The sequence below is a fragment of the Herbaspirillum rhizosphaerae genome (assembly GCF_001189965.1).
Classification (GTDB): Bacteria; Pseudomonadota; Gammaproteobacteria; order Burkholderiales; family Burkholderiaceae_D; genus Herbaspirillum; species Herbaspirillum rhizosphaerae.
Genome location: NZ_LFLU01000003.1, coordinates 284,244 through 303,568, shown reverse-complemented (window position 1 = coordinate 303,568; position 19,325 = coordinate 284,244). Strand labels below are relative to the sequence as shown.

The following is a 19,325-nucleotide window of genomic DNA, read 5'->3' as shown; positions in this document are numbered from 1 at the left end:
AACAAACTTGTCTGCCAGGGTTGTTGCGAGTGTTATTCCAGCTTGCGACAAGAAGGGGCAGATCTGACACCTCAGCGAGAACCGCAAATGCCTTGTCACCGTTTGGCTGCTCCCGGTCAGCCAGAGAATCGCATGCACTTGTGCAGCGCGCCCGTGCCGACGCTTGTACAGACGCTTTTACCCGTGTCTGCATCGCCCTGTCGCGGCAAACGGTCCCCTTGCAAAGACTCGCAATCGCACCTGTCGCGTGTTTCGCACACGACCTGCCGGCGACGCATCGCTGTCTCCTATGGACTGAACGCCTGCCGGTCGGCGCGCCTGCTATCGTGACGTAATCCCATGCAATAGCGCTGCGAAGAAATAAGAAACCGAACAAATTCAATCAAGCCAGTTTGCAAATGCGGGGGCACTATGCAGAACGATGTCGCAAACCACACAGTCAACCTGACCCATCATCGCAGCGATCACGACGACCGCGATGGTCACGATGGCCACGAGCATGCCGCGCATGGCATCCATCCTTGCCGCGTGCGCGTGCATCGCACCTGGTTCTTCTGGAGTTTCCTGATTCTCCCCATCATCGTCGTCGCCGGCTGGAGCCAGTACGTCAGCTTCCAGGGAACGATGCCCGTCGTCGCACTCGGCAACGTGCAGCACGCCGAGCACTGGAGCGAATGGGTGCGCTATTACGTCTGGCTGCAGCTGGTCTGGCTGCCGGCCAACATGGTGATCTTCCTGATCTGGTGTGCCCTCGGCGTCAGGATCTGGAACTGCAAGAAAACCTCCGGCCTGCACTGAGCGCCCGATGCTCAACGCCGCCGACGCCACGGCGGCCGCGCTTAATGCCTGCTCAACCGCGGCTTGACCGGCGTCACTCGCCCACCGGCAAACGATCCTCAAGCCCACAATGCGGACAATGCCGCCGGCTGCCTTCATGCCTACCAAACGGTAGCGACAAACATCTGCATCACTGAACGCAGAATCATATAAACCAGAGGAACGTTTCTATATAATCATTTCTCAATATCAAATCTGTTCGACTCAGAGCAAGAAAAAAAGAGATTCAAGAATCGCTGTCCCGGGCCGATCACACATCATGTGCCATCCCATCATCACGAGACAACACTCTATAAGCAGACGACAGTGAAGAAGCGTTTACTCAAAGTTCTCGGTATTCTTTCGTGGCCTGTCGGCTGCCTGCTTCTCGCCATGCTGATGTGGTCCCTGCTGCTATCGCGTCTCGGCGAACGCGAAGCGGAAATCGGCAAGACCGCCATGCAGGAGGCGCGCGCGCATTCGAAATCGTATGCCGACCAGCTGACCCGCTCCGTCTCCCAGATCGATCAGATCACGCTCAACCTCAAGTACTACTGGGCCTACACCAACGGCCACCTGAGTGTCGAAGACCAGCAACGCCAGGGGCTCTACCCGACCTCGGCGCTGCTGTACGCCACCATCTCGGATCGCGACGGCGTCCTCAAGACCAGTTCCCTGCCGCTGAACAATCTCGCCAGCGTTGCCGAGCGCGACTACTTCATCACGCACAAGAACCATCCGCACACCGGATTGCTCATCAGCAATCCATCGGTCGGATTGCGCTCGATGCGCACGCTGATCCGTTTCTCGCGTCGCCTCGATGCTGCCGACGGCTCCTTCAACGGCCTGGTGATGGTGGCCGTCGAGCCGGCCTTTCTTGCGCCTTCGCAAGACGACTCCGCCATCGGCAGGAATGATTTCATGTCGCTGTTCAAACGGGATGGCGCACCGCTGGTCTCGCGCACATCCGAAGCAACCATGGCGCACCAGATCATGTTCAAGACCGTGCCGTCCTTTGACGGCGACAGCGGCGTGAGCGTCATGCCCGGATCGCTCTTCACCGACGGCGAAGAGCGCATCGTGTCGTGGCATGCGTTGCATGACTATCCGCTGCTCGCGGTGACCGGCATGTCGACCAAGGACATCTACGCCGCCTTCCGCGAACGTTCCAGCGACTACACCGTCATCGCCATCGCCTGCTCCGTCTTCCTGGCGCTGTGCGCCGTGGTCGGTACGCTGCTGTCGCTGCGCCTGGCCATCCGCAAGCGCGAAACGGAAAAAGCGCGCGAAGCCTACGGCGTAGTCACAGAAGGCGGCAACGACGGCTTCTACATGTGGCGCGCGGTGCGCAACCGGGACGGCATCGTCATCGACTTCGAGGTGCTCGACTGCAATGAACGCGGCGCCACGGTGTTCGGCAAGAACAAGGCCGAGTTCATCGGCAGCTACATGTCGCGCCACTATTCGCCGATGTACTTCCCCAAACTGATGCCGACGTTTCTGCAAGCCATGGACGTCGGCTACTACGAAGACGAGTACATGATCCCCGACGACAGCCCGCTGACGGCGACCTGGCTGCATCGCAAGATGGTGCGCAACAAGCTCGGCCTGGCGATTACGGTGCGCGACATCAGCGAGGCCAAGGCGCATGAGCTGGCCTTGCTGGCACAGATCAACACCGACGACCTGACCGGACTGCACAATCGCCACTGGGTCATCGACCATTTGCACAAGGTGCTCAACGAGGCCGCCAGCGAGCGGCGCGGCTTTGCCGTGCTGTTTCTCGACCTGGACGACTTCAAGAACATCAACGACACCATGGGCCACTCCAGCGGCGACATGCTGCTGCAATCGGTCACGCAGCGCCTACAGGATCTGCTGGCCGCCAACGTCGCAGCCGCCGCGTCGGCGCCCGACAATCCGCGTCAGCAATCGCCGATGAAGAACGAACTGGTTCGTTTCAGCGGCGACGCCTTCACCATCATCCAGCAGCAAAACGGCAGCATCGAAGACGCAGCCCAGCTTGCCGAAAGCATTCTGCAAGCCTTTTCCCGGCCCATCATGCTGTCCAACCAGAACGTGCTGCAAGTCAGCCTGTCGATCGGCATCAGCATGTATCCGCGCGACGGCGACAGCGTCGACACCCTGCTCAAACACGCCGACACCGCCATGCACGCGGCCAAATCAGACGGCAAGAAACGCTTCCGTTTCTATCAGCCGCAATTGTCCGAACGCCTGCAGATCAAACTGGAAAATGAAAATGCCCTGCGCCTGGCGATCGAACGCGACGAGTTCATCCTGCACTTCCAGCCGCGCGTAAACACCGCGACCGGCGAGTTTTGCAGCATGGAAGCGCTGGCGCGCTGGCAGCATCCGGTGCGCGGCATGGTGTCGCCGCTGGAGTTCATCCCGGTGGCGGAAGAAACCGGCCTGATCCTCAAGCTCGGCGAACTGATCATCCGCAAGGCCTGCGCGCAACTGGCGCAATGGAAGGCGGCCGGACTGCCGGCGCTGCCGACCTCGGTCAACGTATCGTCGCGCCAGCTCAACCAGGGCAATCTCAACAGCATCATCGCCGCGGCGCTCAGGGATTACGCCATCGATCCGGCGCAAATGGAAATCGAGCTGACCGAGTCCTGCATGATGGCCGACACGCTTGAAATCGCCGAAGAACTGGCATCTTTCCAGGAGCTGGGCATCAAGCTGCTGGTCGACGATTTCGGCACCGGCTACTCCTCGCTGTCACAATTGCAGCGCCTCGACCTCGACGTGCTGAAAGTCGACAAGGCCTTCACCGCCGAGCTGGGCGTGCGCGCCGAAGGAGAAGTATTCTTCAACGCCATCGTCTCGATGGCGCATGCCCTGCACATGACGGTCGTGGCCGAAGGCGTGGAAACCGAACAGCAACTGCAACTGCTGCAAGCGCTCGGCTGCGACGAGGTGCAAGGTTATTACATCTCGCACCCGCTGCCGGCGGCGGAGATTCCGGGATTGATGCGTCGCCGCTATCTGTTCCCGGCCGCCCCGCTCACACCAGCCTGATTTTTTACGATCAGTTACTGCTTCATCTCGACCAGCACCGCCTTGGCGGCGTCGGCCGGCTGATTGCCTTCCATCACGATGATGCGGCTTGCGCCGGCGGGGGCTGATGCGCCTGGCGCTGCCGGCTCGCGCAAGGGACCGATGGCGGTGCCGTTGGCGACGCCTTTGGCATCCGTGAGGAAACGCGCCACCGGCGCCGGCTGGCCATCCAGATAGACGCTGTAAGTGGTCTGCGGTTTGAGCTTGAACAGCGACACTTCCAGTGCATCGATCACGCCCAGATTGCGCGACACGACAAATCCGCGCGCCGGTTCGGCAGACTGCACCACCGGTTGCAGGCGGATGTTCAGCGGATCGCTGTTCACGCGCGGCACCAGGTTGGCCGTACCGCCGTCGGCGCCCGCCACATGCGACAGATACACCAGCGCCTGCGGCGCCTGGCCGCCGCCGACATGCGCGATCACCTTGTTGCTGGCCGGGTCGATGACTTCGACGCCGTCGCCATTTTCCAGTCCCACATAGATGCGGCTGCTGTCGTCGGAGGTCCAGATCCCGTGCGGCAACGCGCCGGTTGGAATGGTCGCCACCAGCTTTGCCGCCTTGTCGGTGGTGAATACCTTGACCACGTTCTCGCCGCCGATCGTGACATACGCCAGCACCTTGCCGTCGACCTTGGCAAACGCCAGATGGTTGGTGATGAAGCCGGTATCGATGACGCCGGTCACTTCCATCGTCTTGGTATCGATGCGGGTAACCTTGCCGACATCCTTGTGCGTCATCCACATTTCCTTGTAATCCGGCGTGAATTGCAGGAAAGGCGAAAACGGACTGACCACGTCGATCTTCTTGATCACCTGATGCGACTTGACGTCGATGACATCGACCTGCGGCGTGAAGCTCGATACCGCGAACGCCAGTTTGCCGTCCGGCATGAACTGCACCATGCCCGGACCGACGCCGGTCTGGATGCGGTGCGTTTCCTTGAAACTGACCGGATCGATCACCGAGATGTAATCCTCGCCGCGCACCACCACCCATACTTCCTTGCCGTCGGCGCTGAAGAAACCTTCATGCGGCGAGCGGCCGACATAGGTAACGCCCTTGACCTGATTGGTGGCCGTGTCGATGAAGGTCACCGAGTTGGAACCGTTGGACACGACCAGCAAGGTCTTGTGGTCCGGCGAAAAACCCATGCCATGCACGTTGATCTGTCCCTTGTACAGCGGCGACAACACGTCGGGGCGCGGATTGCCCAGGCGGATCTGGCCGACCAGCGTGTTGGTGGCCGGATTGATGACGGTCACGGTGTTGCTGTTCTGGTCGGCGGTATAGACCCGGTCTTGCGCCGACGGCAGCGCCCACGCCGCCTGAGCAAACAATACTGACACCGCGCTGGCGATGAGAGAAATTTTTTTCATGTCGATGTTGTCCCTGGTGTTGGTGTAAAAGAAGAATGCAAAAAACGACTGCGTGAAAATCTATTTGCCTGTCTTGCCGATCTTGTCTCCATGACGCTGCAGCCATGCCTGCATCACGCGGATTTCGTTCTGCTGTTCGGTGATGATGCCGAGCGCAAGATTGCGGATCTCGGGATCGTCGGAATACAGCAGCACCGCCTTGGCCATGTCCACCGCGCCCTGGTGATGCGGCATCATCATGGTGATGAAATCGTGCTCGGCATTGCCGTTCATCGGCGCATGCGTCATGCCGTGGTCCATGACGGCCATGGCGTCGTCCATCAAACCGGCAAACGGTTTCGCGGTGCTGGCGATGAATACCGGTGGCGCCTCTTTGGAAGCAGTCGCCTGCTCTGCGCCATGCTGATGGTGCATCCCCTGCATGCCCTGCATATCCTGGGCGATGGCATTGCTGCTGGTGCATAAGAACACCGCCGCCATCACCACCGAACTGGCGACCACGGCTGCGACGGCCACATGACGGTGCGGCTGCATCAAACGCCCCAGACGGTTCACCGTCGTCAATGTTGTTTGCATTCAAACCTCCTCTTGTTCTGTTGATCGCATCAATGCAGCCCTGCAGGCGAACTCGCCTGAAAGCAGCACATACCAACAGTTTGGGGGCCGGGCCGGGTTAAACGGATGACAAAGCGGTGACAAATTTGTCATGCTTCCGCCCGGAGGAGCGGAAGCAATCAGGACAAATCAATTGCGGAAGACGGTGACCGGCGCGGCGCGATAGTCGGAGGGATACATCTGTTTGAAATTCTCGATCTTGGGCAAATCGTAACGCGCGATATAGCCTTGCTGCGGATGCAGCGTGGCGAAATCCTGGTGATAATCTTCAGCCGGATAAAAGGCCGCCGGCTGCAAGGGCGTCAGCTGCGTGACGATGCGCGCCGGATAGACCTTGGCCGCATCGAGCTGGGCGATATAGTCGGCGGCAATGCGCTTCTGGTCGTCGCTCTGATAGAAGATCGCGGAACGATATTGCGTTCCCGTATCCGGCCCCTGGCGATTCAGTTGCGTCGGATCATGCACGACGGAGAAGTAGATTTGCAGGATCTTGCCGTACGAGATCTTGCGCGGATCGAAGGTCACCTTGACCGACTCGGCATGTCCGGTGGAGCCGGAACCGACCATGTCGTAGTGCGCATTCTCCTTGCTGCCGCCGGCATAGCCCGACACTGCGCTGGTCACGCCGAGCGTGTGCTGGAACACCGCCTGCACGCCCCAGAAGCAACCGCCCGCCAGGACCACGGTTTCGCTTGTTGCCGTAGCAGCCGCCGGCGCGCTTTTCGGCGCTGGGATCTTGAAGGCCGATTCCGCCGCTTGCGACGGCGAAATCTGCATCGTCAGTGCGACTGCCGCCAGCAACGCGGGCAAACCGAATTTCTTAAAATGGTCTTTCATCATTTACTCTCTTTCACGAAACCCACACCGGCATCACGCCGGGAAAACAATTGCGCCAGTTGCTGGCGATTCTTTTGCGACAGGATGCGCATCAGCAGCAAGGCCGCCACGATGGCCGTAAACAGAATCGGCTGCGCCAGCAAATTCTTGCCTGCCTTGACCCACCAGAAATGCAGCACGCCCAGCGGCACGATCACATAGGTCAGCCGATGCAACCACTGCCAGCGCTTACCGCCGAGCCGGCGCACCATCGCATTGGTGCTGGTGACCGCCAGCGGAATCAGCAACGCGAACGCCAGCACGCCGACGGTGATGAAAGGCCGCTTGACGATGTCCCTCCACATTTCCTGAAAGTCGAAGAAATGATCGAGCCAGAAGAAGATCGTGAAATGCAGGAACACATAGAAGAACGCGTACAAGCCCAGCATGCGGCGCAGGCGCACCAGCCAGTTCCATCCCGTGAGGCGGCGCAGCGGCGTGACCGCCAGCGTGATCGTCAGAAAATACAGCGCCCAGTCGCCGGTGTTGCGCGTGATGAACTCGATAGGATTGGCGCCGAGCTTGTCCAGAAACACGAACAGCACCAGCCGCGCCAGCGGCAGCAAGGCCAGCACGAACAAGACGTTGCGCAGGTACAGAACCTGCCGCGTCGAGAGGGTTTTCAATGTGTTCAATGCGTTCATCTTCCTGCCCTGCTTAAAAGTATTTCTTGAGATCCATGCCGGTGTACAGACCTGCAACGTCGTTATAGCCGTTGAACATCAGCGTCTTGCGCTTGCGCGCGAAGAAGCCGTCTTCGCCGATGCGGCGCTCGGTGGCCTGCGACCAGCGCGGATGGTCGACGTTGGGATTGACGTTGGAATAGAAGCCGTATTCCTGCGCGGCATACATGTTCCAGGCGGTCTTCGGCTGTTCCTTGAGGAAGCGGATCTTGACGATGGACTTGGCCGATTTGAAACCGTACTTCCATGGCACCACCACGCGCACCGGCGCGCCGTTCTGGTTCGGCAGCACTTCGCCGTACATGCCCAGCGTCAGCAAGGTCAGCGGATGATTGGCTTCGTCCATGCGCAAGCCTTCGGTGTACGGCCATTGCAGAATAGGATCGGACAAGCCCGGCATCTGCTTCTTGTCGGCCAGCGTGACGAACTCGATATACTTGGCGTTGCCGGTCGGATCGGCCTTCTTGATCAAGGCCGACAGCGAATAACCGATCCAGGGGATCACCATCGACCAGCCTTCCACACAGCGCAAACGATAGATGCGCTCTTCCAGCGGCGCCAGTTTGGTCAGTGCATCCAGGTCCAGCGTGAAAGGTTTCTTCACTTCGCCTTCGATGCTGACGGTCCAGGGATTGGTCTTGAGCGTGCCTGCCGTCTTGGCCGGATCCGACTTGTCGGTGCCGAATTCGTAGTAGTTGTTGTAGGTGGTCGCGTCCTGATAGGCGGTCGGCTTGTCCATCACCGCATACGAACTGTTGAGCTTGGCGGCCAGCTTGCGGGCCGTGGCCGACTGGGCATACGCGCTGCCCGATCCGATCAGGCCCAGACCGCTGCCGGCGATGGCTCCTGCCGCCATTTTGGCGATGAAGGCCCGGCGCGAGGCAAAGACTTCCTGCGGCGTGATTTCCGAAGCAAGAGGAATATCGATCTGGTCGGGGCGGATTTTGATCAGCATGGCGTTTTCCTGAAATAATGAATGGGTTCGGTCTGTTGCCCGGGGGCACCTGAGACGACACACAGCGCAACAAACAATTTGTGGATCGCAGGTAAATCATATCCCGGAAGGCGAAAGACTTTTCTCGCACGATCATCCTAGAGCATCGGCAGTGTCATCAAGATGGCATTTTGATGACAAATTTGTCATCGATCAGGCCATGGCGAGTTGTTAGAATGCCCCCATGTAACGTGCATCCTGCAACTGGCAACTATTCAGCAACATCGCAGCAACGCTCACCTGGAACCCAGCATGGCCATCCTTGTCATTGAAGACGACCCCAAAACCGGCGACTACCTCAAAAAAGGTCTGCGCGAGTCCGGCTATACGGTCGATCTGGCGCGCAACGGCACCGACGGCCTGCACATGGCGATGGAGCAGGAATACGACCTGGTCGTGCTGGACGTCATGCTGCCCGGCACCGACGGCTGGCAAGTCATGAGCGCGCTGCGCGCCAAGCGCGACCTGCCGGTGATCTTCCTCACGGCGCGTGACCAGGTCGACGATCGCATCCGCGGGCTGGAACTGGGCGCCGACGACTACCTCGTCAAGCCCTTCTCTTTCACCGAACTGGTGCTGCGCATCCGCACCCTGTTGCGCCGCGGCGTCACGCGCGACGCCGAGGTGTACCAGGTCGCCGACCTGCAACTGGACCACGTGCGCCACAAGGTGACCCGGCAAGGCGTCAACATCGTGCTGACCAACAAGGAATTCCTGCTGCTGCACCTGCTGATCAAGCGCCGCGGCGAAGCGCTGTCGCGCTCGGTGATCGCTTCGCAGGTGTGGGACATGAATTTCGACAGCGACACCAATGTCGTCGACGTCGCCGTGAAGCGGCTGCGCGCCAAGATCGACGCCCCTTTCGAAAAGAAACTGATCCACACAGTGCGCAGCATCGGCTACATGTTCTCGGAAACGCCATGAAAGCATCGGCATGAAACCCTGGCGTTCCTGGACGCTGGCCTTCCGCGTCAGCGCCCTGTTCGCGCTGATTGCCTGCCTGGTCGTCACCGGCCTGGGCATGTACCTCTACAACTCGGCGCGGCAGTCGCTGGAGATTCGCGCCGACTACACGCTGATCGGCCGCGTCGAACATTTCCGCAACCTGCTGCACGATCTCTACAACGTCGAGCAGATGGAACAGCGTCCGGCGCTATTTGAAAGCATGCTGGGCAACGAACAGGACGTGCGCATCTTCCGCCGCCAGGGCGATGCGCCCTTCATCAACATCAATCCCGACAACCTGACCCCGCCGCCGATGACGCCGGTCGCCATCGGCATGCCGCTGGCGATCACCTCGCTGCACGACGGCATGCGCGCCGACGGCGTGCGCGTGCGCTGGGTGGCCGCGCTGGCCGATGTCGGCAATCACAACGACACGGTGGAAATCGTCGCCGCCTACGTCATGACGCAAGAGTCGCGCATGATGACGGTGTACCTGTGGCGCGTGGTCGCGGCGGTCGCGCTGACGGTGCTGCTGACCGCCGTGCTGGGCTTCGCCGTACTGCGCCGCGACCTGATGCCGCTCACGCGCATGAGCCGGCGCGCTGCCGAAATCACGCCGACCAACCTGAGCACCCGCCTGCGCGAAGAAGACGCGCCGGCCGAGTTGCGCCAGCTCGCCAGCGCCCTCAACGCCATGCTCGATCGCCTGGAAAACGGCTACGAACATCTGTCGCAATTTTCCGCCGATCTGGCGCACGAGATCCGCACGCCGGTCAATATCCTGATGGGACAGACGCAGGTGACCCTGGGCAAGCGCCGCAACGTGGAAGAATATGAACAGCTGCTGGAATCGAATCTGGAAGAGCTGACGCGGCTGTCGCGCATCATTGAAAACATCCTGTTCCTGGCGCAGGCCGACCATGCCGATCTTTCGGTGGACAGCACCCCGATCGCGCTGGCCGACGAGTTACACAAGATCGCCGATTACTTCGAAGGCGTTGCCGCGGAACGCGACATGCAGTTTGAAGTGACCGCCGACCAAGGTATCGCCTGCCGCGCCAACCTGATCATGTGGCGGCGCGCGGTCAGCAATCTGGTGGTCAACGCCGTGCGCTACGGCGAAGCAGGAACCGCGATCCGCATCAGAGTGCAAACCAGCGCCGACGGCGTCACCATCGCCGTCGAAAATCGCGGCGCCGCCATGACGCAGCAACAGATGGAACGCATGTTCGACCGCTTCTACCGCGGCGACAAATCACGCAGCGAATACACCGAATCCAACGGCCTCGGCCTGGCCATCGTCAAAGCCATCATGACGCTGCATGGCGGGACGGCGGCGGTGGCATGTACCGGCGACGGCTGGATCAGTTTCAGCCTGTTTTTCCCGGACCGCCAGCACTGATCATTTTGCCTGCGCGAACGTTGTCGTCAAAGCCTGACGCACGCGACTGATAACGTCGTTCCAATCATCGGCGGCGTCTTGCCTGAACAAGCGCGCCGACGGATACCACGGACTGTCATCACGCGCCAGAAACCAGCGCCAGTCCGCTGCCTTCGAGAGCAGCACCCACACCGGCACGCCGAGCGCCCCGGCCAGATGGATGGCGGCGGTATCCACGCCGATCACGCAATCCAGATTGGCGATCAACGCAGCGGTGTCGTCGAAGGCCCGCAGTTGCGGCGCAGGCCAGAGAATGGCGGGATGGGCTTGCAGAAAAGCTTCGTCGCGCTGGCGGATTTCCGGTTGCAGCAGGATGAAATCGATGTCGTCGCCCGCAACAAGCAGCGGTCCGAAAGCCTCCAGCGGGATCGAGCGGCGCCGGTCGTTGTGGTTGCCGGCATTGCCGGAGCAGACGATGCCGACGCGAAGATGTTTTTTCGGCGTCAGCGAAACCTGCCATTGCGCCTGCTTCGAGGTATCGGCATGCAGATAAGAAGATCGGGACGGAATCGTTTCCAACGTGGTGTTGAACACGCCGGGCAAGCTCATCAGCGGCAATTGCAGATCGACTCGCGGAATGGCGTCGCCGGCGGCGATGACCTGAATGCGGCCGTTGGAGGCAAGCGTTTCAATCAGTTTTTCCAGGGTCGCCGGGACTTCCAGAACGACCTGCGCACCGAGTTCTGCGACTTGCTGTGCGTAACGGCAAAAGTGGATGGTGTCGCCCAGGCCCTGCTCGGCCCACAGCAAAATCGTCTTGCCGCCGACCTCGTGCGAGCCGTTCCAGCGGGGGATGTCCTGATGCCGCGCCGGATCGGCCGACTCACCCTGCCAACGTGATTCGTACAGCGGCCATGCCTTGCCGAGCATGCCCAGCGTCAGGCTGGTCAGCGCCAGGTTGACGCTGGAGTCGGCGTCGCCGGGTTGCAGCGCGAGCGCCTTTTCGCTGCAGGCGATGGACTCTTCATAACGGCACAGACGGCTCAACACGGCCGCCCGGCATGCCCATGCATCGGCTGAATCTGGCGCCGCCGACAGCAGTTGATCGATACACAGCAATGCATCCTCGTTGCGATGCAGTCGGTATTGCGTCAATGCCAGATCGAGGCGATATTGCAGATTATTGGGCGCCAGTGAAATTGCCTGCTGGATGCTTTGCAAAGCGTCGGCATGGCGTTGCAGCCGCCCCAGCGCTACCGCATGACGATACCAGATCTCCACGTTTTGCGGCGCCAGGCGCAGGGCGTGTTCCAGCGTCTGCAGCGCTTCGTCGTTGCGTTGCGCATCTTGCAGCAACAGCGCTGCGGCAACATAGATGTCGGCATGCTGCACGCCGGAGGCGATCAGTTGCAGATACAGGCTCAGCGCTTCCGTACGCCGTCCGGCTTCATAAAATACACGTCCGAGCTTGTAGCTGACGGCGAGATCGCCGGGCTTGAGCGCCAGTGCGCGGACATACCAGTCGATCGCCTGGTCGTGCAGCCCGAGGCCGGCGGCCACCGCGCCGGACAAATGCAGCAGGTTGAAATCGGCGGCGCCCAGCGTAAGCGGTTGCAAGATGGCGTGCGCGGCTTCCAGCTGGCCGTGCTGGAAATACAGATAGGCCTGGGCGATGGCGTCGTTATTCATGCGCCGGATGTTAACACGCAAGCGTGTTCCGGTGCATCGGCGCCGGCGCCGATGCTAACTTTGCGGTGCAGCCAAATGTTCGGCCGAAGCCGCTGCCGATGTCGAGCGCGATCCGTATCGGTTGGCATACACCCAGGTGAACTCCGCCCCCAGCAGAAAAATCTGCGCCGAGTAATAGATCCAGGCCAGCAACAGCGCAAACGAACCTGCTGCGCCGAAACCGGAGCTCATGCCGGTGCGGCCGAGATAGAGGCCGATCAGGTATTTGCCGATGATGAACAGCAGCGTGGTCGCGATGGCGCCGGTGCGCACGTCGTGCCAGGACAGGCTTACGCGCGGCATGTATTTGTAGATCATCGAAAATAGCCCCGTAAAGACCGCGAATGAGATCAGGAAATTGAGGACTTGCAGCAGGATCTCCCAGCCGGTGAACCAACTGCCCCACCATTTCCCCAAGGCGGCCAGGCCGGCGCTGGCGACCAGCGAGATCGTCAGCATGAATCCCAGCCCGAGAATCAATCCGAACGACAGCAAGCGCTTGCGGATCAGGGGCAGGATGCCGCTCTCGCGCGGCACTGCAGGCACACGCCAGATGCGGTCAAGCGCACTTTGCAACTCGGCGAACACGGCAGTGGCGCCGATCGTCAACGTCACGATGCCGAGGCCGGCGGCAATGACGCCGTCGCGCGGCTCGCTGACCGATTTCAGCAAACCCTGTACCGCCATCGCGCCTTCGACGCCGACGATGCCCTCGATCTGGCCGACGATTTCGCCCTGCGCGGCGTCGTGGCCGAAAATCATGCCGGCCACCGCAATCGCGATCACCAGCATCGGCGCCAGCGAAAAAATCGTGTAATACGCGATCGCCGCGCCCATGCTGGGCGCAAAGTCGTCGAGCCAGGCGCTTACCGCGCCTTTGCTCAATTGCCAGGCTTGCTGCAGGCGGCTCTCGTTGGGCAGCTTGCGGATGAAATGAGGTTTTCTCGGCTGATGCAGACTCTGATCCATGGTGCGTTCTCCTGATCCTGATCAGAGTCGGAGTACATTTTTCGTCTTTTTATCCGCCCAAAAATTCAGGAAACCCGATTTATCGCGATTTGTCGCCGGTTCGCCACGACAAAACGCTCTTCCGTTCGGCTTCTTCACTGATTGGCGTTAAACCGCGTTCCCATGATCTGGCGCAAAGCTTTGCGTGAACCTTTGCGCAATACTCCGATTGTCTAAATTTTCGAATTATCGTATATTTCAGTAATTACTGAAAATTCAATAAGTCATGGAACCTAATACACTCAGCCCGCTGATGCAGCGCTTCATCCTTCACTTCGGCGAAATGGGCAGCCGCTGGGGCATCAACCGCACCGTCGGGCAGATTTACGCCTTGCTGTATGTGCAGGCAAGACCGCTCAATGCCGACGAAATCGCCGAATATCTGAGCTTTTCCCGCTCGAATGTCAGCATGGGACTGAAAGAACTGCAATCCTGGCGGCTGGTGAAGCTGCTGCATCAGCCCGGCGATCGCCGCGAGTATTTCGAGCCGCCCAAGGATATCTGGGACATTTTCAAGGCCTTGCTGGAAGAACGTCGCCGCCGCGAAATCGAGCCGACGCTGTCCATGCTGCGCGATGCGCTGCTGGAAACCCCGGCCAATCCGGACGACAAGCACGCGCAAAAACGCATGCGCGAAATGTACGACCTGATCGAGCTCTCCAGCTCCTGGTTCGACGACGTGCAGCGGCTGTCGCCGGAGACGCTGTCATCGCTGATGAAGATGGGTTCAAAGATCAAGAAATTGCTGGACGTCAAAGATAAATTCCGCTTTAGTGGCAGTAGCGATAAAACCGGCAGCAAGGCCGGCAAGGATGCCTCTGAACAAGCGTTTTCCGACTCTCCGGATAAGGAGTGAAGCATGCCCAGGCCCACATGGTTGCTCCGTATTCATCGTCTGTCCCGCCTGCCTCGTCTCACGCAATTGCCGCTCGGCGCTGAAATCGCGCTGATCCTGCTGGTCAAGATTGCGATCCTGACCGTGCTGGCAAAAACTTTTTTCTCTGAACCACAAGCCAAAAAGATGCGCATGCCCACCGAACAGGTGGAGCAGCATCTGCTGGCGCCGGCGCCTGCCACCGCAGTCACTGCACCAACAATAACGACAAGCGCCGTCTCCACATTTACATCCACTTCCGAGGTCACCCATGCTTCCCATTGACGAGGTCGTCAGTCTGTCGCGGCTGCAGTTTGCCGTGACGGCGTTGTATCACTTCCTGTTTGTTCCGCTTACCCTGGGCTTGTCCTGGATCCTGGTCATCATGGAGGCCGTGTATGTCATGACCGGCAGTCCGATCTATAAGGACATGACCCGTTTCTGGGGCAAGCTGTTCGGCATCAACTTCGCCATGGGCGTGGCTACCGGCATCACGCTGGAGTTCCAGTTCGGCACCAACTGGTCGTATTACTCGCACTACGTCGGCGACATCTTCGGCACACCGCTGGCGATCGAGGGCATGGCGGCGTTCTTCCTCGAATCGACCTTCGTCGGCCTGTTCTTCTTCGGCTGGGACCGCCTCACCCGCGTGCAGCATTTGATGGTGACCTTCCTGGTGGCGCTTGGCTCCAGCCTGTCGGCGCTGTGGATCCTGATCGCCAACGGCTGGATGAACAATCCGGTCGGCGCCGAATTCAATTTCGAAACCATGCGCATGGAACTGGTCAGCATGACCGACGTGATCTTCAATCCGGTGGCGCAGGTAAAGTTCGTGCACACCGTGGCCGCGGGTTATGTGACGGCGTCGATGTTCGTGTTGGGCGTGTCGGCCTACTACCTGCTCAAGGCGCGCGACACCCAATTCGCCTTGCGCTCGTTTGCCGTTGCTGCCGGGTTCGGCCTGGCGTCGACGCTGTCGGTGATCGTGCTCGGCGACGAATCCGGTTACACCGCAGGCGAGGTCAACAAGGTCAAGCTGGCCGCCATCGAAGCCGAGTGGGAAACCCACCCCGCCCCTGCCGGCATCACCGTGTTCGGCATGCCGGACAGCAAGAACGAACGCACCGACTACGCATTCAAGGTGCCGTATGTGCTGGGGCTGATCGCAACACGCTCGGTCGATACGCAGGTGGTCGGCATCAAGGACCTGAAGAAGGAACACGAAGTCCGCATCCGCAACGGCATGCTGGCCTACGCAGCGCTGACGCGGCTGAAGTCGGGCGACAAATCGCCGGCGGCGCGCGCCGAGTTCGACAAGCTCAAGCATGACCTCGGCTACGGTCTGCTGCTCAAGAAATACACGCCGAACGTAATCGATGCCACGCCGGAACAGATCGCCAAGGCGGTCGACGACACCATCCCGAATGTGGCGCCGCTGTTCTGGTCGTTCCGCGGCATGGTGGCGCTGGGCATCTTGTTCCTGTTCATCTTCGCAACCTCGTTCTACTTCCTGATCCGCAAGCAGCTTGCGCCGCAACGCTGGCTGCTGCGCCTGGCGGTGTTCAGCATCCCGCTGCCATGGATCGCCGCCGAACTGGGCTGGATCGTTGCCGAATACGGCCGTCAGCCGTGGACCATCGCCGGCATCCTGCCCACGCACCTGTCGGCGTCGACCCTGCAACCGTCGAGCCTGTACTTCAGCCTGGCCGGCTTCATCCTGTTCTACACCTTCCTGCTGGTGGTCGAGATGGTGCTGATGGTGAAGTACGCCAAGCGCGGCCCAAGCAGCCTGCACACCGGCAAGTACCACTGGGAGCTGCTGGACAAGAAACCGGCCGCCCCGACAAGGACGCCTCCGCGCCCGCCGCTGCCGAAACCAAGCCGTTGATTGCAGAAGAATATCCAAGGAAACAATCATGATCTTCGATTACGAAACTTTAAAAATCATCTGGTGGGCATTCGTCGGCGTGCTGATCATCGGCTTCGCCCTGACCGACGGCTTCGACTTCGGCGTCGGCATGATGTTGCCCTTCGTCGGCAAGACCGACGCCGAGCGCCGCGTGCTGATCAATTCCATCGGCCCGACCTGGGAAGGCAACCAGACCTGGTTCATCACCGCGGGCGGCGCCACCTTCGCGGCCTGGCCGCTGGTGTATGCGACGGCGTTCTCGGGCTTTTACATTGCGCTGATGGTGCTGCTGTTTTCGCTGTTCTTCCGCCCAGTCGGCTTCGACTACCGCAGCAAGGTGGCCGATCCACGCTGGCGCAATGCCTGGGACTGGGGCCTGTTCGCCGGCGGCATCGTACCGCCGCTGATCTGCGGCGTGGCGTTCGGCAATCTGCTGCTGGGCGTGCCCTTCCACTACGACGACACCATGCGCGTGGAATACACCGGCAACTTCTTCCAGCTGCTCAATCCCTTCGGCCTGCTGGCCGGTCTGATGAGCGTAGCGATGCTGCTGACACATGGCGCGACCTTCGCCATGGTGAAGACCGAAGCGGAAATCGCCGCACGTGTTCGCAAGATCGCCATCTACGCCTCGCTGGCGACGCTCGCGCTGTTCGTGATCGGCGGTTATTGGGTGGCACGCGGCATCGACGGCTACAGCATCACCTCCATGCCGAGCGCGAACTCAGCCTTCATGCCACTGGCGAAAACGGTGGAAATCACTTCGGGCGCCTGGATGGACAACTATGTGCGCTGGCCTGAAACCAAAGCAATTCCTGTCGTCGCGATCGTTGCATTGCTGTTGGTCGCTGCGTTCGGCGCCTGGCGCAAGGCGCGCCTGGCCTTCATTTGCAGCGGCATCGCCGTGGCCGGCATCATCCTGACGGCAGCGACGGCGATGTTCCCGTTCATCCTGCCGTCGTCGCTGGATCCACGCAGCAGCCTGACCGTCTGGGACGCCGTATCGAGCCAGAAAACGCTGGGCATCATGTTCTGGCTGGTGTTGTTCTTCCTGCCGCTGATCATGCTGTACACGGCCTGGGTATATCGCGTGATGCGCGGCAAGGTGACGCTCAAGCACATCGCCGATAACGAACACACCGCTTACTAATTGACTGAATAACTGATTCAGAGAAGGAGAACATCATGTGGTATTTCGCCTGGATACTCGGCGTCGGCCTGGCGCTGGCCTTCGGCATCATCAACGTCATGTGGCTCGAAGCCAACTACGCCTTCGGCCGCCGCAAGGAGGATGAAACCAATGAGCGCTTTGCTTCGGCCAACGCCAAAGCTGAGCTCGCCAAAAAACGCCCCACCCCCGGCGCCATTTCTGGTTCTGCTCCTGGCCCTCGTCCTGGTCCCGGTACAAAGTGAGGCCATCATGAGCGCAACCTCTGCATGCTCATCTCATTCAGCGCGCCTTGCCGCCACCGATCCGGCGCTGTTGCAAGCGCTGCCCGGCGCCGGCTTTGCGGACACTTTCCGTATCGCGCTAACCGATGAACAAAGTCGCTTGTCGGCCGGCGAGCTGACCCGGCAAATGTTCAGCCGCACGCCCGAATGGGTATCGCTGCTGCTGGCGACCCGCAATCGTGTGGTTGCCCTGTTTGGCCTGAAGCAGGCCGGCTTGCATATCGATGGCGATGCATCCTCGGCATCATCGTCGGTAGCGGGCTTTCCGATAGTGGCGCAAAGCGAAGAACAGGTGCAACTGGGCTTTGACGACAAACACCTGGATTTCCGGATCTGGGTGCGGCGCGAGCCCGGCACCGCGGAGCTGTCGGCGCAGCTGACGGTGACGACTGTTGTACGCACCAATCAGTTGCTCGGCCGTGTCTATCTTGAGGTGATCAAACCGTTTCACCGCCGCATCGTGCCGGCGATGCTCAATCGCTTGCGCAGCTGAAGCGGGCATTACCTGCTGCAATAACAAATCCGCAAGCTTGCCGCTTCTACCTTAACCATGCATGCCGGCGGCAGGCAGCGCGCCGTCGGCATGCTTATCGCTCCGCACCCTTCCAGCGTTTTTCATAGTCGACGCGCCTGAAATGCTCGACCAGGAAATCGATGAAAACACGCACCTTGCCCGGCAGGTGCCGCCGGTTTTGATAGGCGATGTTGATCGCCAATACCGGCAACTCCCAGTCCGGCATGATCTTGATCAATCGCCCTGCTTCCAGGTCCTCATGCACGATGTAGCTCGGCTGCACCAGAATGCCCAGACCGTCGAGCGCAGCGGCGCGCAGGATCTGCCCGTCATTGGCTTCCAGCAGTTGGCGCACGCGCACATTGGCGCTTTTGCCCTTGCGCGTGAAGCGCAGCTCGTTCATGTTGTTGGCATAGGTATAGAGCAGCAGCTTATGACTCGCCAGTTGGTCCGGCGCGGCGGGAGTGCCGTGTTGTCGCAGGTAAGCCGGCGAGGCCGCCAACACGCGCGGCGTGCTGGCCAGTTTGCGCACCGTGATGGCGGAGTCGGGCTCAAATTCGCGCGTGCGGATGGCGATGTCGATACCGCTTTCAATCAGGTCGAAATAACGATTGGCGGCGACGATCTGGACTTCGATGTCAGGATAGCGCTGCGTGAATTCCGGCAGCAAGGGCGTGATGTGCTTCAGGCAGAACGAGAGCGAGGCGGTGATGCGCAAGGTGCCGCTGGCGGCGACCGTGGTCGCGTTGACGGCGGCTTCGGCGTCGCTGATCTCGGCCAGCACGGCCTTGCAGCTGCGGCAAAAATGTTCGCCGGCTTCGGTCAGCATGAGGCGACGCGTATTGCGCTCGATCAGTCGCGCCCCCAGGCGCTGCTCCAGCGAAGCGAGGTAGCGGCTGGCCGTGGCGTTGGAGATGTCCATCTGCTCGGCAGCTTTGGAGAGACTGCCGAGTTCGGCGGTGTTGACGAACAATTCGTATTCGGTCCAGCGATCCATGATGGGGTCTTTGCGCTCGGGGTCGGGGAGTCAGGGTTTCAGGATTTCACACTCAGTTTTTCATAAAATGAAA

General features: G+C 60.3%; 18 protein-coding genes. 10 read left to right on the top strand and 8 right to left on the bottom strand.

Annotation, left to right across the window (positions count from 1 at the left end):
- The first annotated feature begins 411 nt into the window (after nt 1-411).
- Together AKL25_RS06870 and AKL25_RS06865 are read left to right on the top strand one after the other, a co-directional pair.
- Entirely contained in the window at nt 412-798 is a 387-nt protein-coding gene (locus tag AKL25_RS06870; RefSeq protein ID WP_050476886.1) for a hypothetical protein, read from the top strand.
- Between the two features lie 345 nt (nt 799-1,143).
- Nucleotides 1,144-3,858: a bifunctional diguanylate cyclase/phosphodiesterase gene (locus AKL25_RS06865; protein WP_050476885.1), complete on the top strand. Its 2,715-nt coding sequence runs from the start codon at nt 1,144-1,146 to the stop codon at nt 3,856-3,858.
- A 14-nt stretch (nt 3,859-3,872) separates the two neighbouring features.
- Here AKL25_RS06865 and AKL25_RS06860 read toward each other — a convergent pair whose 3' ends face one another.
- From AKL25_RS06860 to msrP, 5 genes are all read right to left on the bottom strand, one after another.
- A complete protein-coding gene (locus AKL25_RS06860; protein WP_050476884.1) occupies nt 3,873-5,276 on the bottom strand; it encodes a YncE family protein in 1,404 nt (467 codons plus the stop codon).
- A 60-nt stretch (nt 5,277-5,336) separates the two neighbouring features.
- A complete protein-coding gene (locus AKL25_RS06855; RefSeq protein WP_083444605.1) occupies nt 5,337-5,756 on the bottom strand; it encodes a DUF305 domain-containing protein in 420 nt (139 codons plus the stop codon).
- Between the two features lie 264 nt (nt 5,757-6,020).
- Nucleotides 6,021-6,731 (bottom strand): peptide-methionine (S)-S-oxide reductase MsrA, encoded by a 711-nt coding sequence (gene msrA / locus AKL25_RS06850; protein ID WP_050476883.1) that lies wholly within the window; start codon nt 6,729-6,731, stop codon nt 6,021-6,023.
- Nucleotides 6,728-7,411: a protein-methionine-sulfoxide reductase heme-binding subunit MsrQ gene (locus AKL25_RS06845; RefSeq protein ID WP_050476882.1), complete on the bottom strand. Its 684-nt coding sequence runs from the start codon at nt 7,409-7,411 to the stop codon at nt 6,728-6,730. Before AKL25_RS06845 ends, msrA begins: the two co-directional genes overlap by 4 nt.
- A 13-nt stretch (nt 7,412-7,424) precedes the next feature.
- Nucleotides 7,425-8,405, bottom strand: a complete 981-nt coding sequence (gene msrP, locus AKL25_RS06840; RefSeq protein ID WP_050476881.1) for a protein-methionine-sulfoxide reductase catalytic subunit MsrP — start codon at nt 8,403-8,405, stop codon at nt 7,425-7,427.
- 291 nt (nt 8,406-8,696) lie between these two features.
- Here msrP and AKL25_RS06835 point away from each other — a divergent pair, with 291 nt between their 5' ends.
- Together AKL25_RS06835 and AKL25_RS06830 are read left to right on the top strand one after the other, a co-directional pair.
- A complete protein-coding gene (locus AKL25_RS06835) occupies nt 8,697-9,368 on the top strand; it encodes a heavy metal response regulator transcription factor (RefSeq protein WP_007878153.1) in 672 nt (223 codons plus the stop codon).
- 10 nt (nt 9,369-9,378) lie between these two features.
- Nucleotides 9,379-10,791, top strand: coding sequence for a heavy metal sensor histidine kinase (locus tag AKL25_RS06830; RefSeq protein ID WP_050476880.1), 1,413 nt, complete (start codon nt 9,379-9,381; stop codon nt 10,789-10,791).
- Here the strand turns inward: AKL25_RS06830 and AKL25_RS06825 are convergent, their stop codons facing one another.
- Nucleotides 10,792-12,480: a tetratricopeptide repeat protein gene (locus AKL25_RS06825; RefSeq protein WP_240475665.1), complete on the bottom strand. Its 1,689-nt coding sequence runs from the start codon at nt 12,478-12,480 to the stop codon at nt 10,792-10,794. It lies immediately after the preceding gene.
- Between the two features lie 33 nt (nt 12,481-12,513).
- Complete coding sequence (locus tag AKL25_RS06820; protein ID WP_050476878.1) at nt 12,514-13,467, bottom strand: YihY/virulence factor BrkB family protein; 954 nt, start codon at nt 13,465-13,467, stop codon at nt 12,514-12,516.
- 265 nt (nt 13,468-13,732) lie between these two features.
- On the opposite strand from AKL25_RS06820, the gene AKL25_RS06815 reads away from it, so the two are divergent.
- From AKL25_RS06815 to AKL25_RS06790, 6 genes are read left to right on the top strand one after another with little or no spacing between them, the layout of a single operon-like run.
- Nucleotides 13,733-14,362: a GbsR/MarR family transcriptional regulator gene (locus AKL25_RS06815; protein WP_050476877.1), complete on the top strand. Its 630-nt coding sequence runs from the start codon at nt 13,733-13,735 to the stop codon at nt 14,360-14,362.
- 3 nt (nt 14,363-14,365) lie between these two features.
- Complete coding sequence (gene cydP / locus AKL25_RS06810; RefSeq protein ID WP_050476876.1) at nt 14,366-14,665, top strand: cytochrome oxidase putative small subunit CydP; 300 nt, start codon at nt 14,366-14,368, stop codon at nt 14,663-14,665.
- Nucleotides 14,652-16,268, top strand: a complete 1,617-nt coding sequence (locus tag AKL25_RS06805; protein ID WP_050476875.1) for a cytochrome ubiquinol oxidase subunit I — start codon at nt 14,652-14,654, stop codon at nt 16,266-16,268. The genes cydP and AKL25_RS06805 overlap by 14 nt, the downstream gene beginning before the upstream one ends.
- 28 nt (nt 16,269-16,296) lie before the next feature.
- Complete coding sequence (gene cydB, locus AKL25_RS06800) at nt 16,297-17,439, top strand: cytochrome d ubiquinol oxidase subunit II (RefSeq protein WP_050476874.1); 1,143 nt, start codon at nt 16,297-16,299, stop codon at nt 17,437-17,439.
- A 35-nt stretch (nt 17,440-17,474) separates the two neighbouring features.
- Nucleotides 17,475-17,702 carry a cytochrome bd-I oxidase subunit CydX gene (cydX, locus tag AKL25_RS24805; RefSeq protein ID WP_050476873.1) on the top strand — a complete coding sequence of 76 codons (228 nt, stop codon included), beginning with the start codon at nt 17,475-17,477 and terminating at the stop codon, nt 17,700-17,702.
- Between the two features lie 7 nt (nt 17,703-17,709).
- Nucleotides 17,710-18,234, top strand: coding sequence for a DUF2867 domain-containing protein (locus tag AKL25_RS06790; RefSeq protein ID WP_050476872.1), 525 nt, complete (start codon nt 17,710-17,712; stop codon nt 18,232-18,234).
- A gap of 94 nt (nt 18,235-18,328) precedes the next feature.
- Here the strand turns inward: AKL25_RS06790 and AKL25_RS06785 are convergent, their stop codons facing one another.
- Entirely contained in the window at nt 18,329-19,252 is a 924-nt protein-coding gene (locus tag AKL25_RS06785; protein WP_050476871.1) for a LysR family transcriptional regulator, read from the bottom strand.
- Nucleotides 19,253-19,325: the final 73 nt, after the last annotated feature.

Bases quoted from the DNA above. Each gene is read 5' to 3' on its own strand.
- AKL25_RS06870 (WP_050476886.1), top strand. From the start codon at position 412: ATGCAGAACGATGTCGCAAACCACACAGTCAACCTGACCCATCATCGC.
- AKL25_RS06785 (WP_050476871.1), bottom strand. From the start codon at position 19,252: ATGGATCGCTGGACCGAATACGAATTGTTCGTCAACACCGCCGAACTC.
- AKL25_RS06805 (WP_050476875.1), top strand. From the start codon at position 14,652: ATGCTTCCCATTGACGAGGTCGTCAGTCTGTCGCGGCTGCAGTTTGCC.
- AKL25_RS06860 (WP_050476884.1), bottom strand. From the start codon at position 5,276: ATGAAAAAAATTTCTCTCATCGCCAGCGCGGTGTCAGTATTGTTTGCT.
- AKL25_RS06815 (WP_050476877.1), top strand. From the start codon at position 13,733: ATGGAACCTAATACACTCAGCCCGCTGATGCAGCGCTTCATCCTTCAC.
- AKL25_RS06830 (WP_050476880.1), top strand. From the start codon at position 9,379: ATGAAACCCTGGCGTTCCTGGACGCTGGCCTTCCGCGTCAGCGCCCTG.
- msrA (WP_050476883.1), bottom strand. From the start codon at position 6,731: ATGATGAAAGACCATTTTAAGAAATTCGGTTTGCCCGCGTTGCTGGCG.
- AKL25_RS06855 (WP_083444605.1), bottom strand. From the start codon at position 5,756: ATGGCGGCGGTGTTCTTATGCACCAGCAGCAATGCCATCGCCCAGGAT.
- AKL25_RS06790 (WP_050476872.1), top strand. From the start codon at position 17,710: ATGAGCGCAACCTCTGCATGCTCATCTCATTCAGCGCGCCTTGCCGCC.
- AKL25_RS06845 (WP_050476882.1), bottom strand. From the start codon at position 7,411: ATGAACGCATTGAACACATTGAAAACCCTCTCGACGCGGCAGGTTCTG.
- cydB (WP_050476874.1), top strand. From the start codon at position 16,297: ATGATCTTCGATTACGAAACTTTAAAAATCATCTGGTGGGCATTCGTC.
- cydX (WP_050476873.1), top strand. From the start codon at position 17,475: ATGTGGTATTTCGCCTGGATACTCGGCGTCGGCCTGGCGCTGGCCTTC.
- AKL25_RS06820 (WP_050476878.1), bottom strand. From the start codon at position 13,467: ATGGATCAGAGTCTGCATCAGCCGAGAAAACCTCATTTCATCCGCAAG.
- cydP (WP_050476876.1), top strand. From the start codon at position 14,366: ATGCCCAGGCCCACATGGTTGCTCCGTATTCATCGTCTGTCCCGCCTG.
- msrP (WP_050476881.1), bottom strand. From the start codon at position 8,405: ATGCTGATCAAAATCCGCCCCGACCAGATCGATATTCCTCTTGCTTCG.
- AKL25_RS06835 (WP_007878153.1), top strand. From the start codon at position 8,697: ATGGCCATCCTTGTCATTGAAGACGACCCCAAAACCGGCGACTACCTC.